The organism is Desulfotomaculum sp., assembly GCF_982386235.1.
Genome location: NZ_CEVWQM010000014.1, coordinates 78,078 through 96,904, shown reverse-complemented (window position 1 = coordinate 96,904; position 18,827 = coordinate 78,078). Strand labels below are relative to the sequence as shown.

The following is an 18,827-nucleotide window of genomic DNA, read 5'->3' as shown; positions in this document are numbered from 1 at the left end:
AAGATCATAACATTTACTTCGCTTTTTTCCAATGACTAGTAAAGTAGATAATCTCCGTGCAAATTTATTTTCCCGAATGTTGTTTATGTTTTCACTATTAGTATTTACTCTCCAAAAGAATAATGATATTCTAAATATAATAAATATTTGCACTCTTGTGTAAACAGGGGGGGGTGAGCATAATGGAACAAGAGTTAGTTCACCAGGCAGAGCATTTAAACTTCTTAATAAGAACTCTTAACCGAAAATTTCGTCAATATATGCTGTCTCAAACCATCGGATGCGGCTTAACCGTTCCACAAATCCATTTAATGCAGGAGCTCTTTCAAAATCCTGGCATAACCCTTAGTGAACTAAGTATCCGATTAGGTCTAGCCAAGAGTACCGTTTCAGGAATCGTTGATCGTTTGGAAAAACAGGGTAAGGTTATTCGAAAAAGAAATGATCAAGATCGTAGGGTCGTACATATTGATCTTTCTCCCGAAATTAGCGAATTAAACCATAATTTATCCCTTATGAGGACTAATTATTTAGGCGGTTTTCTACTTTCTATGTCCCATGAGGAAATTACTGGACTCATTCACGGATTAGAAAAAATAAATTACCTAATGCAACAAGAGACTAAATCCTTCGCCCCTGCAAAAAATATTACAGACTAAGTTAACCACCCCCCGGGGTGGTTTTTGCATTCTTTTTTCTAAACATAGTATTTAGTTCTAAATGAAACTTTTATTGGATATTGTTAAAAAAGGCTTCCATATAACAAATAAATACAGTGGCCAGGAGGGGAAGAAGTGCACATTAGGATACTTGATACCAATGTATTGCTTGACCGACCTATAAAAGAGATTATAACATCTATGGAACCTTGTAAAGTTGTCATCCCCCTTGCAGTTGTTAACGAGTTGGATCGCTTTAAAGGGCTAGAGGATCATCGAGGCCATTGTGCCAGACAGGCAATTCGTTTTCTGGACAGCCTAAGACCTCAACTTCATCAAGGGGTATCACTTTCCAGTGGGCATCAAATCCTAGTTGAGGTAAATCATTGCAACGTTTTTTTACCTGAATATCTCCCCAAGGATAAAGTAGATACACGTATTTTGGCCATTGCCAAAGGCTTTAAAGAGGAGCAGGCATCCCCTGTCACCTTGGTTACCCAGGACATTTGTCAACGAGTTATTGCTGACACGCTAGGAGTTGCCGCAGAAAACTATGCTGCGGAACAGGTTGACCTCGGCTTGTTGTATAAGGGCTGGGACAAATTAAACATCTCCTATGATGAAGTACAGGATTTTTATCAATTAAGGCATATCCAAGTAAATAAAAATTTATTAGAGAATCAATATGTTTGCATGGAAGATCGTCTTGGCGGACGTCATTTAGGAAGATATAGCAAAGGTTTTATTCGCCCGCTAAGAAGAGATTTGCATGCTTTTGGTTTAGGTCCGATGGAAGGAAACCTAGAACAATCATTTTTAATGGATGCACTATTGGATCCTAAAATTGAATTAGTCAGTATCTTAGGACCAGCCGGCACAGGTAAAACTTTATTGGCATTGGCGGCTGGCTTACAACAAGTTGTCAATCAAAGACTCTATTCGAAACTAATTGTAACGAGGGCATTGATTCCACATAGCCGGGATATTGGTGCTTTACCAGGCACCAAAAAGGAAAAACTGACTCCCTGGATGGCTGCAATATATGACAACTTGGAGTTTCTAACCCGAACCTTTGTGGCCACCAAACATGATGAAAGATGTTCACCCTCGGAACGGGTAGAAAAATTTATGGAAGAAGGCTTTATTGAACTTGAGGCACTAACCTATATTAGAGGTCGCTCCATACCTAAACAATGGATACTAATTGACGAAGCACAAAACTTAACGAAGGAAAACATCAAGACCATCATCACTCGGGCGGGTATAGGCAGTAAAATAGTACTAACCGGTGATATTCAACAAATTGATAATTACCGCCTAACCGCTACCAGTAACGGGTTTGTAACATTAATTGATGCCTTCAAAAACCAGGACTTATATGCCCATATTTCCTTAAGTAAAACAGAACGCAGTCGCTTAGCTGCCCTAGGCGTAAAATTATTGCCATAAATGAAACAGGTGTTAATTTTAACACCTGTTTCATTTATTACGAAATTAGTTACTATATTTAAAAGAAATTTTAGGTCCTGACTGCTGTTTTTTGGTTGTTAGGCCGCTCATAACGGTGGGCTTTAAAAATAAATTGCTTTGCCCGCCAAGAACAGGTTCATCTTCAATAACCTCTTCAGCCATCTTCAGTGGAATGTCTGAAGCATTGTTTGATGGACCAGCCATAAAAGCTTCCTCAGCCGACTCAGACCATTCTATCTGTTCACTATCTCCTAATGCTTCTTCTTCAGGAATTATTGCATCGTCGACGGGTATATCCTTGATTTCTTCTGTTTCTTGCAGCTCATCTACTTGAATTGCTTCATGATCCCCCTCTACCGAATCATCGGTTAGATCCTGTTCAACATTTTCATCAATTTCAATTATTTCATCCAATTCATCAACTTCGGCTTCCCAGGCAACATTTGGATCTTCCGACATATCATCCAGAAAATCTTCCTGGTTGTGGGAATGCTCCATTACTTCGCCATCAGACACCATAACTGCAAATTTTTCGTTTGAAGAAGATTCCTGCTGTTTGCTACTAGTATCTTGATGGTAATCAGTGGCTCTAATACTTTTTTGTGATACATATAAAAGAATGAAAATCAAAAAAAGTGAAAATGCATTGTACCCAGACTCACGATCACCTGCCACCTGCTATAACCCCTTTCATTACAAAATAAAAAATTGACCCTGGTATATATTACGGGAAAAGGAGTTATATGTTACAACTATTCCGCCTAAGAATTAGCATATTTGGAATAGAGACCAGGGTATCTTATTTATAAGCATATTTGAAAGGGGCATAAAAATGGATCTTTGGCTTTTTACACTCCTGACGATTACTCTGGGCTTTGCCACAGCTTTATGGTTTCTTTTAATTTCTCACTTAGACAGAGGTTAAAAAGGTCTAAAAAATGGAGCTAGTGCTGGCTAGCTCTTCAATTTTGCAAAAATCTTGGTAATCGCAAAGGGTTTATTCTCAATTTCCACTATTTCCTTTTGCAATATATCAATATGTCTCATTTCCTCGTCTCTTAACTTTAAGAATAACTGTCTGGACGATGGATTACGTATAATAACCGCAGCCTCATTATAAAATATTTGGTTTCTTATTTTATCTTCCAGGGCATCATTTAAAAACTCTAGATTATCCATTGGGCCTCCCTTATTTTATATCTAGGTTTTGCATCTCTTGTTTCAGCTCCGCAATATGACTGGTAGCAGTCATATTAAATACCTTGAATAACTTTTTTAGGCGTTTATCCTTAACCGTATTCGCTAAATAATTATACTTAGCTTGCCGCAACATCTCTCTATCAAGGGCTTTTTTAAAAATATTATTTTGAATCTCTTGTTCTGTCAGTCGAGCCAATGATGATCACCCCGCTATTTTTTGTTTGTATTTTTAGCATTGTTATATTTAAAGCATATTATTATGCCTTCGGCAAAAAATATTATCTGAGAATGCCGGATTTAGGAGGTTATTATGAAAGTAGCTATTATAGGAGCAGGTATAGCTGGACTTGCCTGTGCTATCGAGCTTGAACGGCATGGTATCAAACCTCAAATATTTGAAAGAAACCATCGAATTGGCAGCCCTTTTTCTTACTCGCCATTTATATTCGATTTTATTTTTCGCCCTGTGAAAAAACCCTTGGCTGTACTTACTAAACAATGTGGGATTAATCTAAAACCAATCAGTGATATTTCCTTAATGAAGGTATGTGGCCCAAGAACAGAATTTACCATCCAGGGAAATCTGGGTTATAGTCTATTGCGAGGACAGGAGATACACTCCATTGAATGCCAAATGGCAAACCAATTGAAAAGTCCCATTCAATTTAATTACCCGGTTAAACCAAAGGACTTGGTTAAAAAGTTTAATTATGTTGTTGTTGCCACAGGAGAGGAGCAATATGCCAAAGATTTGAACATATGGCAAGGCACCTACTCCTCTTGGATCAGGGGTGCTTCTATTTTGGGACGCTTTAATCCCCAGGAAATTAAACTATGGTTTAATACAGACTATACTAAAAATGGCTATGCCTATCTGGTGCCAATGGGAACTGAAAAGGCGACCCTGCTATTAAATGTTTCGAATACCACCCATGATGAACTACCCAACTTTTGGCAGAGCTTTCTCCAACAAGAACGTCTTGACCCTAAAATTGTTTTACTTTGGGATGTACCCTATAATATTAGTTTGGTTTATCCCCACCGGGTGGGTAATACTTTCTTTATCGGAAACAGTGGCGGGTTTGTTACAAGCTGGCTCGGGCAAGGTGTTTTTTCCAGTATTGTTAGCGGTGTAGAGGCCGCCCGCTCGATTGCTTTAAATAAGGATTTTCACAAACAAATAAACGAGTTAAATAAAATTATGGAAAGACAGGCTCGCTTTCGTCAGCTTTGGGATAAATTTGATAACAAAAACCTTGACCTGGCTCTTCGTTTGATCAATAACCCCATGATTAAATTTACTTTATATCAAACAAACTTGAATTTCTTTAAAGTTCTTGATCGTTAGTAGCAAAAAATCCAGAAACCCTCCAAATTAAGGAGGGTTTCCTTTAACGGACTGAGGCTAACGCCTCGGGTTGTACAACCAGCCCGGTGATAATAATATGAACCTATTTTATCAAGAATATTTATCCTTTCGATTAACAATAGCTGGAACAACTCATAAACATTTCCTTTTTGGTCATACTGAATAGTAGCGATTACGGAATGATCCTAAATGGTTGGTACTTGGCCAGGTCTGGTTCATGATGTATCCTTTTACTTTTACTACATGGGGGGAGTTAACCCTTGTCTCTTAACATTTCCGGGGACAAACTATTTGAATATTTGGTAGCCTATATCCTGCGCAATAATGGCTATATTGCCGGAGTACCGAGGCGAAAACTAGGTGGTAGAGGGACACAGCATGAGGTTGGAGTGATTGGGATCGATTTAAATAATAGCCCCTTCTGCTTAAATACCGTTCTCTTAGTGGCAGCCCGTGGTCCTGAGCCAGCAAATGACATTTTGGACATGCAGTTAGTTAGAAATTTAAAAGCAACATTATTAGACCTAGAACAGACATTACCCTCACGGCGTGAGCTTATTCGTGACTTACTGGATAATAACCGCGGCGATCTCTTTCACCGTATTTACGGAGGAAAAAAAATCAGAGAAACCCTGACAGTTAATTACGTAGGCGGTATCTTTGTAGCTGGTGAGTTCTCCTGCCAGGCCTGGGAATATGCCAATGCCCATGGTATCTACGTTGTTCACTTACCGGATTTCTTTGCGGGAAAAGCACTGGGCCATTGGCAGCAGCAAATATGTTTAGCAATGTCTAGGATCATGGATGACCATGGCCGATTTACCCTTTCTGGTCTTGCTAAAAAAACCAAAAAACTAGGGGACTTCCAGGAAGTGGTTACACTGCTGCAAAAATCTTCGGCATGCCAATTGAAACCCGAACACAGTCATGATCTTTTTACCATGTTTAATGAATTGCTTCGTACGGAAGAAATGATCCCTCTGGCTAGACATATGCAAAGGACTGCCTTAGCTACTATAAATGGTTACCCGGTGGTAATCGATTATAATGTTGGCTATAAAGCCCTGCTAGACGCAGCTCTCACCATCTATGAAAGAAAAATAAGAACAATTAAATCCGTGGTTCCGGCCACCACCTATAAACCCTTGGACGTTGTTCATTTAGAAATCGTCTCGGTTAATCCCACGCCGGACAATCAGGTGCATAAGTTTTCCTATAAGGTTGAAAAGGAAAATGTACCCGCCGGCATCCAAAACTTGTCCGGTGCTGTTTATATACCAAACACGGTACTTGATAAACGCTTCATGAAAAAATTTCGCCTAAAAATGCCTTTAAAGGCAGGGTTAAGCTTAGTTTGTGAATTCTCGCCACAAACAGACGCTGAGCCAATCTGCGCTCTATAGTGTTATAACCCTATCCCCACCCGTCATATTATCTAGTATTTCTAGCATATTCGTAATTCGTCCCACGGCTAACTGTTCTTTTAGTTTGTAGTAATCTAGGCATGTACCACAAGCTAAAACCTCTGTGCCTCTCTCTACTAGCTTATTAATCTGCTCCAGTACACGTGATTGTTGGATGGCAAGTCTTACCCCGGAATTAACCAGCATAATCACTCTGGGTGGGTTCTTTTCCAACAGGCTGTTAAAGAAGCTAATCATCAGCGTTTCTCCCAGATCCTCGGCTCCGCTGCCGAGGGTATTACTGGTGAATAGATATACCACTTGGCTGGTTTCACATACCGGAGCCACTACTTCAACTGGTCCGTTACCGTCTCCCTTCGTGATGGTAAGATAGTACGCACCATTCTTTTCTGCTGTAGTAATATTAAATCCGGCATTTTCAGCAAACCTTTTTACATTCTCAAAGGCTGTCTCATTATCCACAATAGAAATAACCGTACCCTGGTTAATTTCTTCTAGGGCTCTTTTCGTATTTATCACAGGTTGTGGACAAGCCAAACCCCGGTTATTAATCTCTCTCATAACGGTAATCTCTCCTTAGGATCGAAATTAGATGGTCCTCTGGTTCCTTTAGTTCCCCAACAATTTGAGACTCCAAAACTCCGTGTTGGTGCAGTTCTTTTAAAAGTTTGTGTGCTTGCTCCGGTTTAACGGCTATTAACAATCCCCCGGAGGTTTGGGGGTCAAAAAGAATATCCACTTGCTCCCTGGTGACACCCTCTTCCACGAAGACTGACTCCCCTAAGTGTTTCCTATTTTGGTAGGCACCTCCAGGAATAATGCCCATTCTCGCCAATTCCTTTGCCCCTGGTAAAACAGGTATTGCCTCAGCAAATACGGTTAGGCTTAAACCGCTGCCTTTGGCCATTTCTGCTGCATGACCCAAAAAACCAAAACCGGTAATATCGGTACAAGCTGAGGCCCCCACATTTACCATGACAGCGGCGGCATCTTTGTTTAAGGTGGCCATTGTTTTTACGGCCTTATCAATCATTTCTTGTTTTACCATGTCAGCCTTAATGCCTGTATTGATAATTCCCGTACCCAGGGGCTTGGTTAGGATTAAAAGATCCCCCGCCTGAGCCGAGGCATTACTATATATTTTATCTGGATGCACCACCCCAGTAACAGCCAGACCATATTTGGGCTCATCATCCTGAACACTGTGACCACCGGCAATTATGGCACCGGCTTCAGAAACCTTAGCGGCACCTCCCTTTAAAATATCACCCAGAAGCTCTGGGGGTAAACAGGAAGGAAAGCAAACGATATTCAGTGCCATTAGGGGTGTCCCACCCATGGCATAGACATCACTCAGGGCATTCGCCGCAGCAATTTGACCAAACAAATAGGGATCATCGACCATTGGCGTAAAAAAATCCACCGTCTGAATCGTGGCTAATTCGCTGTTGAGTCGATAAACCGCTGCATCATCGGAAGTATCTAAGCCAACCAACAAGTTTGGGTCAGTATTACTGGGTAAATCTCGCAAAACTTGCGCTAGGACCTCCGGCCCCACCTTGGCTGCTCACCCCGCAGCTTTCGTCATTTGTGTTAATCTTGGCTTGGCCAAGGTTGTCAACCTCCTTTTCCTACTAAAACATTATTAGCCCTTCTCCAATCTTTATATACTTCCCTTTTGATATTCTATAACTTTTTGTTATAAAAGCTACTTTGATAAATAAATATTGACCTTTCTTATATTTGCCTTTTATGTAAACAGAAACAAATCTTGCTTCTATAAGAACATAGGAGTATAATAAATTACAGCATTTACCAATATTCCTAGAGGTGATTTTTTTGTCTCAGCGGGCCCCCATAGGTATATTTGACTCAGGTGTAGGTGGACTATCAGTGGCCAGGGATATCCGCAAGCTTCTTCCTCTGGAGGACATACTTTATTATGCCGATTCCGCTCACTGCCCCTACGGAGATAAGGACCCCCAAACCATTCAACAACGCGAAAAAAAAATCGGGGAGTTTTTAGTCGCACAGGGAGCCAAATTAATTGTAGTTGCCTGTAATACTGCTACTTCTACAGGCTTAGAAGATTTGCGCAGCCTATTAAATGTTCCCGTAATCGGCATGGAACCAGGTGTAAAGCCAGCAGTTGCTGCAACTCGCAATGGTAAAATCGGAGTTCTGGCCACCAATGTAACGATTGCCGGTGATCGCTTTGCTGCTTTGATTAAGCGTTATGCCGAAAATACCGAAGTCATTACCCAACCCTGCCCAGGATTAGTGGAATTAATTGAACAGGGGAAACTACATGCACCAGAAACAAAGGGAAAGTTATGGAATTTTCTCCAGCCCATTTTAGAGCGAGGAGCCGATACCATTGTATTGGGCTGCACCCATTATCCCTTTTTACGTCCGATTCTCGGGGAGTTGGTGGGACCTGAGATAGCTATTATCGACACCGGCCAGGCAGTGGCCAGGCAGGTAAGTAAGATCTTAAATGAAAATAGCCTGTTAATAACTGACGGCCCCCTTGGCACCGAACAATTTTATACCAGTGGAAATCAAGCGAATGTTCAAGAGGTCATCCAGTCCCTCTGGCTTAACAATAACATAAGTGTTAAAACCTTACCCCTATAAACAAGAATAACAAAATGCGGCAAGAAAACTGCCGCATTTTGTTATTCATTAACCTAGACAGGAGGCTAATTTCTTATTAACATCTTCCCAATTTACCAGGTTCCACCATGCTTCCACAAAGGCAGCCCGCTTATTTTGATATTTCAAGTAATAAGCATGCTCCCAGAGATCCAGTACCAGCAGCGGGACAACTCCCCATTGGGTTAAGTTTTGGTGCTTTTCAGACGTAAGAATTTCCAGCTTCTTAAACATTGGATTGTAGCATAATAAAGTCCAACCAGAACCTTCCACAGCAACTGCTGCAGCGGAAAATTGCTTTTTAAAGGTTTCAAAACTTAAAAAGAATTTGTTAATTTCTTCGCTTACCCGACCGGTGGCAGGTCCACCACCATTGGGAGTCATATTCTCCCAAAACAGGGTATGCAGGATATGACCGGAACCATGAAAGGCCAGTTCCCGTTCCCAATGTTTTACCAGGGCGAAGTCACCTTTTTCCCGGGCCTCAGCTAGTTTAGCCTCAGCATTATTTAGGCCGTCTACATAGGCCTTATGGTGGGCATCATGATGCAGTCTTACGGTTTGCTCATCATAATGGGGCTCTAGGGCATTATAGTCATAGGGTAGATTCGGTAGTTGATGGGTCATTATTACTCCTCCATTTCACTTGAAACTATTTACATAGTAATTATAATATACATTACGAGATAATTTATTACGGCATTCTTACATTGCACTTACTTTTCATAAACTTTCTAAGCAAAGCTCTGGCTTTGGCACTAAAAAACATATATTTACAGCGAAAAGGTTGTTTGGTTTAATAATAAGGATAGCTTTTATAGGAGGTATTTTTCCATGACTGAAAATAACGCCTGTGGTTGTAAACCCCGTAGAATATCAAAGGGATTGCTGACTAGGGTCGGTAACTTTATCCGTGACAAATCCGTAGATGGTATTTGTGTTAAAAGTGTAGCAGAAATTGCTGATGAGATGGGCCTACTGCTGCCTGCCATTTTGGTTGAAGCCCTAAACAAACTGGAGGAGAAGGGTACGATCCAAGTTAAAAATCGCGGTCAAGAACTCACAGACCTAAATACCTTTATTTATATCGGGGACGATGAGGTTAGTAAGCTAATGTCCACCACCGTATTACTGACTCTGGACTTAGAAAAAGCCTTGGCTGATAATCCTCAGTTTAGACAACTTAAAGAAAAAGTAAATGAAATGGTCAATATATTAGAACAGCAGAATAAGGAAGTTTTGGAGTTTCAGGCCTTTAAGAGTGGTGTGGTCAGACAAATTGAAGTCCAAGAAGGTGTTTACCACATTATTTCTAAAACACGTCTAAATAACTTATTTATTGAAGAAACCCGGAGATAAGTAAAAGGAGCGTCGCAAACTACCTTTTGTAGTATGCAACACTCCTTTTTTATTTGAGCCAGGCAGCCGCTGGATCTTTGTCAAATTCTAAACCAATCAAGGTGATGGAATCATCAAATATGTCGGGACTATGATGTTCTTTAAAACGAAGGATGATCCCAAACATGGGTGATTTTGTGTTAAGCTCTTGAAGTTTCTGCAGGATTTGACCGGCTTTATCTCTTTGAAACTTAATTGCAAAGCCAATTGCATCTGCTGTATAGGCAACATAGAGTAGGTAAGCATCTTCTTCTTTATTGTATTGCCAACGATATTCAAACTTTCCTGTTTGGGCGGGTGCTATCCTGTTGTTTGGGTTAATTGTATTATAGACAATTTCAAATTCCGGATTCTCCAGAATGATACCAATAGTTGGTTTGGCCTTGCGAGGCTTAATGGTGCCTATACTACCACCCGTAGGCTCAATAACTTTAATTGTAAGTTCATTATTCACAAGCGGTTCCTCCTTTTGCATAACAGATCCATACCTATTTTGTCCACTGTTTCTTATAATACAGACTTAAATGAAAAAAAACAACATTAGATCGTATCTTATACTATTTAAGCCCCTTTTGGCCTATAAATCAAATGCTCCATAATAAAAACCGTGATGACTCCCACCACAAAACCATTCCCTATAATGGGCCTAATCGTTGCAGGAAAAGTATTGGTTACTTCTAAGGGTAAAAAGGAAACAATGATCCCCAACATCAGGGGTAACCCGACAATTAATCCATCATCAAATTTAAATTCATCCATGCCATCGAGAGCAACTAACAAACCAGCAGATATTTGTGAACACATGATATAAGTCATCACACTGCCGATGACTACGGAAGGGATGCCCCCAATAAAGGCAACTGAGGCAGGTAGAAAAGCCAATCCCAGCAAACCTATGCCCGCGGGTAAAAGTGTATACCGGGAGGCACAGCCAGTTGAAAGAATAACACCTGGGCTAAAGGAAAAATTTACAAGTCCAATAACCCCAAAAAAACCAGATAATATATTCGAAAGGCCAGTAAAGATTACCCCACGATTAACCCTATTCGGCATATCTTCGGTTTTTAACAAGGACCCTACGGCCTGAATGGAACCAAGATCGTTAATAACCAAAGCTAAAAAACTAATTATAAAGGCGATCATTACCCCAATATCCCAAGCAAAGGAAAAATTCAAATCATAAAAGAAATTTCCAACCAGTGGCAGTTCACTCTGGACACCTACCTGGGTGTGTCCAAACAACAGCCAATAAATAATACTACCAGCCGTAATTGCCCAGATAAGAAAGGTAGACTTCCAAAAACCGGTTAGAAACTTTGCCACCGTAAACATAATAAAAACATAAACCAAAGCAAAGGTGAAATTCTGTAAGGGAGCGATTGAGGAACTATTCGGTAAAATTAATTTCATGATCGTGGGTATTAGGGTGAAGGCGATTAACAAAAGTATGACAGCAATCACCCGGGAGGTGAATAGGTTCTTGATCCTGGCAAAGAGTCCCGTACTACTTAGCAAAATTAGGAAAAGGCCTCCTACCAAAATAGAGGTATAGATTATGTTTAGGCTTTTTCCCTGACTTGCTACGATACTTACAAGTAAGACCGATGCCGGCCCAACAATAATGGGCAAGCGATGCCCCCAAAGAATTTGGGCACAAAGGCTTAACCCTGTCAAGAAAAATAACTTTTGGATATAGATAACCTGTTGGCCTACATTGGAAAAATGAAGTCCCGCCACAACCTGACCAATTATAATAATGGTAGGCACGGAAATAGCTAACCATTGTAGCCCATATAAAACCAATTCCCCTAGGGGCAGTTTATCATTTAAGTTATATTTTAGCTGTATCTGTTTCATTGACTCACATCCTTCGTTGTTTTTTACCATCATTATACCTTAAATATTGACTGATAATTTCAGTAATTGAAACAGGACTAGCCGTTTAAAATGCAAAAGCCTATAATAATATTAGCTATTTATAATCGGAGGGGATAAAAAATGCTTCGACTTGGCAAATACAAGCATTTTAAGGGAACTTACTATGAGGCCCTTTACCTAGCAAAACATTCTGAAACCGAGGAACCGATGGTTGTCTATCGCTGTGAAAAGGACGGGAGTCTTTGGGTAAGACCCCTAAAGATGTTTACGGAGAAAGTTGAAAGGAATGGTCAACGAATAGACCGTTTTGAATATATCGGTTAATCTTCCATTGGTTTCCCTTTGCACGCTAATTAATTATTTGCATACTATAAGTTTACATAAAACGAGGAGATGATCCTATGCCTGCTGACTTAACCAGTTGGTTTGTCTCAGCCCTAATTGTTCTGCTTGCCGCTACTTTGCAGGGTATTACTGGCTTTGGCTTTGCCCTTATAGCCGTACCACTATTGCTTTTGGTTTACGAACCGCACACTGCCGTGGCCATAAATATCATGATTTCTATTGTCTCTCTTTCTTTCTTAACCGTTAAAGTGCGTCAGGTGGTCATCGTTCCGGTGGTAAAAAACCTTTTTTACGGCAGTCTACTGGGAATCCCACTGGGTGCCTACATCTTTTTACACTTTGATGTTCATTTGCTGAAACTTGCCATTGGCATTATAACAGTCATTTTTAGTGTGATCTTAATCAGTGGCTTAACCATTAAAAATGCAACTGGTAAGGTGTGGGAGAGTACGGTTGGCTCTATTTCTGGTTTTCTCACCGGAAGTATTGGCATGCCCGGCCCACCCATTATTCTCCTCCTCAGCAATCAAAAACTAGCTAAGGATCATTTCCGGGCCACCACTGCAGCCTATTTTGTATTGGCCTATGTAGCCAGTTTAATACTGTTATTCTGCCTGGGGGCCCTGGACAAAAATGTTGCCCTGAGGGCTATCTCACTGGTGCCTTTTGCCATCCTGGGTGGTCATTTAGGTTATCTTGTTTTCCCCTTGGTACCCCAGGCTAAATTTCGGCACGGTGTCTCCCTGTTGGTTTTAAGCACAGCTCTCTATTCTGTGGCTACTGCCATTTGGCATATTTAGACTTTGGGCTAAACAGCCCTTGGTCTCCTGATGACCAACCCCTGTAACGATTGCAATGCCGGCAGGAGCCTAAACCTTTCTCCCACTTCGGATAAAACCATTCGTTATCGACCATCATACACCCCGCATTCTGTCAATGAAACAGCCCGTTGAATGCTTTGTCGCCCCCACTTGGACTTAATTAAATCGGTTGCCCTGTCAATCTTTTCCTGTCTATCCTGCCCAGAAAAGATTGACAATTGTTTTTCCTCCTTTGGTATTAGTTCCGACAGTGTTAGCCCTACCAATCTCGCCCTCACTTCTTTCTTATCCAAATATTGTTCTAACAGAAATACGCCCATTTCATAAATTTCCTGGGTGATATCCGTGTAATGGGATAAAACCTTCGAATGGGACTCTGTAATAAAGTTAGGATCCTTGATCGTTAGACTAACCCTTCTTCCTATAAATCCGGCTTTGCGGGTTCGCTGGGCTACTTCCTCTGCCAATTCAAGAACAACCACTTTGATCTGCTCTAACCCCCGGTAATCCCTTGGCAGGGTTATCTGATTACCCACACTTTTAATTACTTCCAAGGAACCTGGGTCTACGGAGCTGGAGTCAATACCCCTGGCAGAATAATGTAAAACTTCCCCCACTAAGCCATAGCGGATTCTTAATAACTCAACGGGCATGGCTGCCAAATCCCCAATGGTTTTAACGCCAATTTGATTCAACCATTTACCGATTCTGGAGCCCACGCCAAACAATTCTTTTACTGGTAATGGCCACACCCGCCGGGACCAATCATCCGGTGAAAGAAAAATGATTTTATTCGGCTTTTCCAATTCCGATGCCATCTTGGCCATTAGTTTAGAAGGTCCGATGCCAATATTTACCCCTACCCCCACCTCACGGTTAATTCTAGTTTGAATCTCCTGGGCTATGCTTTGGGGCGTACCAAGATTTTTCAAGCAACCTGTAATATCCACAAAACTTTCATCAATGGAACAGGGTTCTACCAAATCACTGTATTCCCGTAGAATGCTGTTAATCCAACTGGAAAAGGCGGCATAATCCCGATGGGAAGGCGAAACAAAAACAGCCTGGGGGCATAGGGCCCTAGCTTCACTTATGATCATACCCGTTTTAATACCATATTTTTTTGCCTCATAACTGGCTGCCAGCACAATCCCTCTTCTTTGGCCGGGATCCCCCCCAACAATAACGGGTTTCCCCCTAAGCTTAGCATCCATGGCCTGATGAACGGATGCATAAAAGCTATTCATATCGCATAAAAGTATGACCCTAGACATAGACACCACCGAACATTTATTTGATTTCCTATACTTCATTATACCAAACATTTGTTCTTATGCAACGGGTTGTTGTTTACAATTTTTGTAAAATAGTGGTTTGTTTAGGACAAAAGCAGCAGTTTGATTTTTTTAAGAGTTAAACTATAATAGATTTATGATCTTTAGTTAGTGAGGAGAAATTTTATGACTGAAATAAAAAAAGTATTACGCAGTTGGCTGCCGACCATCTTAGTTGCACTTGCTTTATCTCTCTTTGTGAGAAATTATATTGCCGAAGCTAGGTGGATACCCAGTGAATCAATGCTGCCTACCTTGGAGGTCGGTGATCAATTATTCATCGATAAGGTATACTTTAAGTTTGAAGGAATTCAGAGGGGTGACATTCTAGTATTTGAGGCCCCTGCGGAGCTAGATAAGGACGATGATCTAATTAAACGGGTTATCGGACTACCAGGTGAAGAGCTTTCAATAAAGGATGGTATTGTTTATATTAACGGCAACCCCATAAAGGAGCAATACATTAGCGAAAAGCCTGACCGTGATTTCGAACCCTTTGTTATCCCAGAGGGTCAAATATTTGTCATGGGTGACAATAGAAACAATAGCTATGATAGCCGTTATTGGGGAGCACTTCCCATAAAGAATGTTATTGGTAAAGCTATCTTCAGGCATTACCCCCTAGGTCATATGAAGCTTTTCTAAATAAAGAAACAAGGGCAAAGTCCCTTGTTTCTTTTATATTACATGCTTATGCTCTAAATTAATATGGATAACTTTATTTGCCTTATCCCACTGTATATCTCCTCCAAAGGCCTGGGTTAAAAACCTAAGAGGCACCATGATGTTGCCCTTTATCCTTTGTACTGGCTGAGTTAACTCCACGGTCTGATTATTCCAGGCAGCCTTATTCGATCCCACCTGAAATTTAACCAGTGTCCCCTGACCAGTTATTAAAATTTCTTCCTGGTCGTACGCCACATTCAAACTCATCGTATCGGTTAAGCAACGAATCGGTGCTAAAACGGTTCCAGCAACAAAGATTGGCTTTTGATTAAGTTTACTTTGTTCTCCGTTTATATAAATGGCATTTACCCTTTGATACTGCTGAAAACCATAGTCTAACAAAGCTACGGTGTTGGCACTTCTTATCTCCTTGGTAGGTGACCCCAGTACCACACTAATGAAACGCTGACCCTCCCTTTGGGCTGTAGCTACCAAACACCACCGGGCCTTGTCTGTATAGCCAGTTTTTAATCCATCGGCTCCGGCAAATAGTTCTAATAGGTTGTTCGTACTCTTAATCGGATAAGCTCCGTTGCGGATGGTGGTAGTTTTCAGCCTGGAAAAATCCAATGCCTCCGGGTATTCCTCCAGTATTATTTTAGTTAACAAGGCAATATCATAAGCAGACATATAGTGGTTGGCGTTATTCATCCCCGGCAGGCCGGAAGCATTCATAAAATGGCTATTTGTAAGCCCTAACGCCACTGCCCTTTGATTCATTATCCGGACAAAGGCCTCTTCACTGCCTGCTACCTTTTCCGCAAGGGCCACAGCAGCATCATTGGCAGAAGCTACCATCATCGCTTTTACCAACTCTTGTAGGCTTAGAACCTCCCCCTTTTTCAAATATACCTGTGCTTCATTAACACGCTCAACCTTTTCACTAATCTGCACGGGTTCCGCCCACTGATGCAACCCTTGATGGATCTTTTCCAGTACGATATAAAGCACCATTAGTTTTGTGATGGAAGCAGGGTGAAACCTTTCCTGTTCATGCTTCGCATAGATTATTTGTCCCGTATCATAATTGACTAAAATAGCACCTCTCGCATTAAGACCATTGATCGAATTGACTAGCTTAGGGGCATAGCTCAAACTGCAGCTATGTTTTGCCGCACTTTCTTCAACCTGAACAGTCTGCCATTTGTCCGCTGCTTCAAACTGGGCTTCAACCGGGCATCGCACCCAGATTACCAGAGCCATTAGGCTGATCAAACATAGGGCACCTACTCTTTTCATTTCCAAGCCCCCTTGGTATTTTTGCTTGGCATGTCAGAAAGGATAAGCTTTATAACATGCAAAAACCTAAAAGACCTGGCGTTAGCCAGGCCTTTTAAAAAATATTCAACAATATAAAAAAAAGAACCCAATTAATAGAATTCTTGGTAAGGTAAAAGGATATCTTCACAGGTAGGGCTAATGAAGGATTGGATACAGCTATTCCAACTTAAAGGGGTTTCTAACATTGTCTGGAATAGCAAAAACTAAATATAAGGAGAGAACGCTATGAAAACCATCGGTCTAATTGGTGGGATGAGTTGGGAATCATCACTTGAATATTATAGGATTATTAACCAAACAGCCAAGAAAAAACTAGGTGGGCTACATTCTGCAAAATGTTTAATGTATTCGGTAGATTTTGCTGAAATTGAAACCTTACAGCGTCAGAACAAGTGGGAAGAATTGACTAATATAATGATTCATATTGCTAAAAACCTTAAAATTGGTGGCGCTGAATTTATTGTAATTGGAACAAACACGATGCACCTCATGGCTGACGATATAGAAAATAAGGCTGACATAAAAGTATTGCACATAGCGGATGTCACTGGTCAAAAAATAGTTGAACAGGGCTTAAAAAAGGTAGGTTTACTCGGAACCAAATTTACGATGGAAGGTACTTTTTATCGGCAGGTTTTAAAAGACAGGCATCATCTTGAGGTTGTTATTCCAGATGAAGATGAAAGAGAACTTGTTCATGAGGTTATTTATCAAGAGCTGTGTAAAGGTGTAATCAATGGGCCATCTAGACAAAAATTTGTTCAAATCATAGCGAACCTAACCCGGAAGGGTGCTGAGGGTGTAATACTAGGGTGCACCGAAATTCCACTGCTTGTAAAACAGGAAGATGTTGAGATCCCTATTTTTGATACAACAACCATCCATGCTGTTTCTGCTGTAGACTTTGCTCTGACCTAAGAATCGCCGTCGGTTATGCTTATGAGACAAGGGGACAGTTTTTATGTCTATAAAGCCAACGTTTATCCTTATCATCCAAGTCATGGGTCGTGATGTGATAAAAGCCACTTTTGCTTCTCTCTCACGAATGCCTTGGTATCAAGCCAAAGGAACTGTCCGAGACCACTGAAAAAGTGCTTCTAAAAATTCACCCTATACCATATGTTGTGATTCAACATGCGTTTTAGTCACAATATATTGAGTGAATTCTTGAAAAATGATACTTTTTCAGTGGTCTCGAACCGCCTTCTTGTGTTAAAGATGTAATTCAATGCCGCTTTTTAGAGATTTTGTGGGACAAACCTTGATACATTCTCCACATCTAATGCATTCTGGACTGTTAGGATTTTTCTGAACTTCTATATTCATCTTACATTTATCCGTACAAGCCCCACAACTGATACAATTTTTTTTATCCACTTGATATTTATAAAAACTAACTTTATTAAACAATGCGTAAAATACTCCTAAAGGGCAGATATAACGGCAAAAAGGTCTGTATATACATATAGAAGCCATAATCACACTAATTAGTATGAATACCTTCCAGGCAAATAAATAACCTACGGACTGCCTTAGGGAGGGGTTCATTAAAACCAATGGTATTCCCCCTTCCAGGGTTCCCGCTGGACATATATATTTACAAAAATATGGAGGACTTATACCAAATTCATTCACTAAAAACATGGGCAGCACGATAACAAATAAAGCTAAAATAACATGTTTTAAGTAGTTAAGCAGCCAATTCACTTTGTTATGTATTTTAAATTTTCTAAAAGGTATTTTATATAACAAATCTTCAATAAAACCAAAGGGACATAACCAGCCACATATAAATCTTCCAAAGATTACTCCAAATAATAACATTAATCCAACAACATATAATGAAAAATTATATTTTATCGTTCCAATAACAGCCTGTAGAGAACCTATCGGGCAAGAGCCAATGGCTCCGGGGCAAGAATAACAGTTTAAGCCAGGAACACATATTTTCTTGATATTTCCTTTATAAATGGTGCCTTGTAAGAAACCACCTATATTGGCATTTGCTGTTATAGACGCAATAGCTTGCGTTATTGTTCTTCTAGCCAATTCCAATACACTCTAGACATATGTTTATTGCTTTCTTAAGCACAACAACACCTACTTCATTTCTATGTACTCCCGCATATATTAACATCATGCTCATTCCTAAAATCCCATATTTCATTACCCCTCCAATTTTACAATTCTTAATTATATCCATACATTCACATCCTACCTCTTTATTAAACATACCTCACCTGTCAAACAGGATGAGGTACGTACTT

22 protein-coding genes are annotated in these 18,827 nt (G+C 40.5%); 10 read left to right on the top strand and 12 right to left on the bottom strand.

The features are described 5' to 3' along the window. Nucleotides 1-182 precede the first annotated feature (182 nt). Both AC1U9Z_RS10160 and AC1U9Z_RS10155 read left to right on the top strand, forming a co-directional pair. A complete protein-coding gene (locus AC1U9Z_RS10160) occupies nucleotides 183-659 on the top strand; it encodes a MarR family winged helix-turn-helix transcriptional regulator (protein ID WP_479957340.1) in 477 nt (158 codons plus the stop codon). Between the two features lie 135 nt (nucleotides 660-794). Continuing rightward, nucleotides 795-2,108, top strand: coding sequence for a PhoH family protein (locus tag AC1U9Z_RS10155; RefSeq protein ID WP_479957339.1), 1,314 nt, complete (start codon nucleotides 795-797; stop codon nucleotides 2,106-2,108). 45 nt (nucleotides 2,109-2,153) lie between these two features. Here AC1U9Z_RS10155 and AC1U9Z_RS10150 read toward each other — a convergent pair whose 3' ends face one another. The 3 genes from AC1U9Z_RS10150 to AC1U9Z_RS10140 form a co-directional block, all read right to left on the bottom strand. Next, nucleotides 2,154-2,804, bottom strand: coding sequence for a hypothetical protein (locus tag AC1U9Z_RS10150; RefSeq protein ID WP_479957338.1), 651 nt, complete (start codon nucleotides 2,802-2,804; stop codon nucleotides 2,154-2,156). Between the two features lie 279 nt (nucleotides 2,805-3,083). Further along, nucleotides 3,084-3,308, bottom strand: coding sequence for a hypothetical protein (locus AC1U9Z_RS10145; protein ID WP_479957337.1), 225 nt, complete (start codon nucleotides 3,306-3,308; stop codon nucleotides 3,084-3,086). Nucleotides 3,309-3,318: 10 nt separating this feature from the next. After that, entirely contained in the window at nucleotides 3,319-3,525 is a 207-nt protein-coding gene (locus AC1U9Z_RS10140) for a hypothetical protein (RefSeq protein ID WP_479957336.1), read from the bottom strand. Between the two features lie 114 nt (nucleotides 3,526-3,639). Between AC1U9Z_RS10140 and AC1U9Z_RS10135 the strand changes: the two genes are divergently transcribed. Beyond that, a complete protein-coding gene (locus AC1U9Z_RS10135; protein ID WP_479957335.1) occupies nucleotides 3,640-4,677 on the top strand; it encodes an NAD(P)/FAD-dependent oxidoreductase in 1,038 nt (345 codons plus the stop codon). Between the two features lie 281 nt (nucleotides 4,678-4,958). Continuing rightward, nucleotides 4,959-6,101 carry a hypothetical protein gene (locus AC1U9Z_RS10130; RefSeq protein WP_479957334.1) on the top strand — a complete coding sequence of 381 codons (1,143 nt, stop codon included), beginning with the start codon at nucleotides 4,959-4,961 and terminating at the stop codon, nucleotides 6,099-6,101. Here AC1U9Z_RS10130 and yedF read toward each other — a convergent pair. Both yedF and selD read right to left on the bottom strand, forming a co-directional pair. Beyond that, nucleotides 6,096-6,683, bottom strand: coding sequence for a sulfurtransferase-like selenium metabolism protein YedF (gene yedF / locus AC1U9Z_RS10125; RefSeq protein ID WP_479957333.1), 588 nt, complete (start codon nucleotides 6,681-6,683; stop codon nucleotides 6,096-6,098). The genes AC1U9Z_RS10130 and yedF overlap by 6 nt on opposite strands. After that, complete coding sequence (gene selD / locus AC1U9Z_RS10120) at nucleotides 6,670-7,734, bottom strand: selenide, water dikinase SelD (RefSeq protein WP_479957332.1); 1,065 nt, start codon at nucleotides 7,732-7,734, stop codon at nucleotides 6,670-6,672. The genes yedF and selD overlap by 14 nt, the downstream gene beginning before the upstream one ends. Nucleotides 7,735-7,961: 227 nt before the next feature. Between selD and murI the strand changes: the two genes are divergently transcribed. Further along, nucleotides 7,962-8,759: a glutamate racemase gene (gene murI, locus AC1U9Z_RS10115; protein WP_479957331.1), complete on the top strand. Its 798-nt coding sequence runs from the start codon at nucleotides 7,962-7,964 to the stop codon at nucleotides 8,757-8,759. A gap of 48 nt (nucleotides 8,760-8,807) precedes the next feature. Here the strand turns inward: murI and AC1U9Z_RS10110 are convergent, their stop codons facing one another. Then, complete coding sequence (locus tag AC1U9Z_RS10110; protein WP_479957330.1) at nucleotides 8,808-9,404, bottom strand: superoxide dismutase; 597 nt, start codon at nucleotides 9,402-9,404, stop codon at nucleotides 8,808-8,810. Nucleotides 9,405-9,611: 207 nt separating this feature from the next. Here AC1U9Z_RS10110 and AC1U9Z_RS10105 point away from each other — a divergent pair, with 207 nt between their 5' ends. Beyond that, on the top strand, nucleotides 9,612-10,136 hold the full coding sequence (locus AC1U9Z_RS10105; protein WP_479957329.1) for a hypothetical protein: 525 nt from the start codon (nucleotides 9,612-9,614) through the stop codon (nucleotides 10,134-10,136). A gap of 49 nt (nucleotides 10,137-10,185) precedes the next feature. Here the strand turns inward: AC1U9Z_RS10105 and AC1U9Z_RS10100 are convergent, their stop codons facing one another. Together AC1U9Z_RS10100 and AC1U9Z_RS10095 are read right to left on the bottom strand one after the other, a co-directional pair. Continuing rightward, nucleotides 10,186-10,629: a hypothetical protein gene (locus AC1U9Z_RS10100; RefSeq protein WP_479957328.1), complete on the bottom strand. Its 444-nt coding sequence runs from the start codon at nucleotides 10,627-10,629 to the stop codon at nucleotides 10,186-10,188. A 107-nt stretch (nucleotides 10,630-10,736) separates the two neighbouring features. Then, nucleotides 10,737-12,032 carry a uracil-xanthine permease family protein gene (locus AC1U9Z_RS10095; protein ID WP_479957327.1) on the bottom strand — a complete coding sequence of 432 codons (1,296 nt, stop codon included), beginning with the start codon at nucleotides 12,030-12,032 and terminating at the stop codon, nucleotides 10,737-10,739. A gap of 141 nt (nucleotides 12,033-12,173) precedes the next feature. On the opposite strand from AC1U9Z_RS10095, the gene AC1U9Z_RS10090 reads away from it, so the two are divergent. Next, nucleotides 12,174-12,377 (top strand): DUF1653 domain-containing protein, encoded by a 204-nt coding sequence (locus tag AC1U9Z_RS10090; RefSeq protein ID WP_333529897.1) that lies wholly within the window; start codon nucleotides 12,174-12,176, stop codon nucleotides 12,375-12,377. 77 nt (nucleotides 12,378-12,454) lie between these two features. Further along, nucleotides 12,455-13,198: a sulfite exporter TauE/SafE family protein gene (locus AC1U9Z_RS10085; RefSeq protein ID WP_479957326.1), complete on the top strand. Its 744-nt coding sequence runs from the start codon at nucleotides 12,455-12,457 to the stop codon at nucleotides 13,196-13,198. Nucleotides 13,199-13,302: 104 nt separating this feature from the next. Here the strand turns inward: AC1U9Z_RS10085 and dinB are convergent, their stop codons facing one another. Beyond that, a complete protein-coding gene (gene dinB, locus AC1U9Z_RS10080; RefSeq protein ID WP_479957325.1) occupies nucleotides 13,303-14,493 on the bottom strand; it encodes a DNA polymerase IV in 1,191 nt (396 codons plus the stop codon). A gap of 186 nt (nucleotides 14,494-14,679) precedes the next feature. Here dinB and lepB point away from each other — a divergent pair, with 186 nt between their 5' ends. After that, complete coding sequence (lepB, locus tag AC1U9Z_RS10075) at nucleotides 14,680-15,198, top strand: signal peptidase I (RefSeq protein ID WP_479957324.1); 519 nt, start codon at nucleotides 14,680-14,682, stop codon at nucleotides 15,196-15,198. Nucleotides 15,199-15,231: 33 nt separating this feature from the next. Here lepB and AC1U9Z_RS10070 read toward each other — a convergent pair whose 3' ends face one another. Beyond that, nucleotides 15,232-16,518 (bottom strand): stalk domain-containing protein, encoded by a 1,287-nt coding sequence (locus AC1U9Z_RS10070; protein WP_479957323.1) that lies wholly within the window; start codon nucleotides 16,516-16,518, stop codon nucleotides 15,232-15,234. 267 nt (nucleotides 16,519-16,785) lie between these two features. Here AC1U9Z_RS10070 and AC1U9Z_RS10065 point away from each other — a divergent pair, with 267 nt between their 5' ends. Further along, nucleotides 16,786-17,478: an aspartate/glutamate racemase family protein gene (locus AC1U9Z_RS10065; protein ID WP_479957322.1), complete on the top strand. Its 693-nt coding sequence runs from the start codon at nucleotides 16,786-16,788 to the stop codon at nucleotides 17,476-17,478. 294 nt (nucleotides 17,479-17,772) lie between these two features. Here AC1U9Z_RS10065 and AC1U9Z_RS10060 read toward each other — a convergent pair whose 3' ends face one another. Then, entirely contained in the window at nucleotides 17,773-18,609 is an 837-nt protein-coding gene (locus AC1U9Z_RS10060) for a 4Fe-4S binding protein (RefSeq protein WP_479957321.1), read from the bottom strand. Beyond that, entirely contained in the window at nucleotides 18,602-18,763 is a 162-nt protein-coding gene (locus AC1U9Z_RS10055) for a CD1871A family CXXC motif-containing protein (RefSeq protein ID WP_479957320.1), read from the bottom strand. The genes AC1U9Z_RS10060 and AC1U9Z_RS10055 overlap by 8 nt, the downstream gene beginning before the upstream one ends. Between the last annotated feature and the right edge of the window lie 64 nt (nucleotides 18,764-18,827).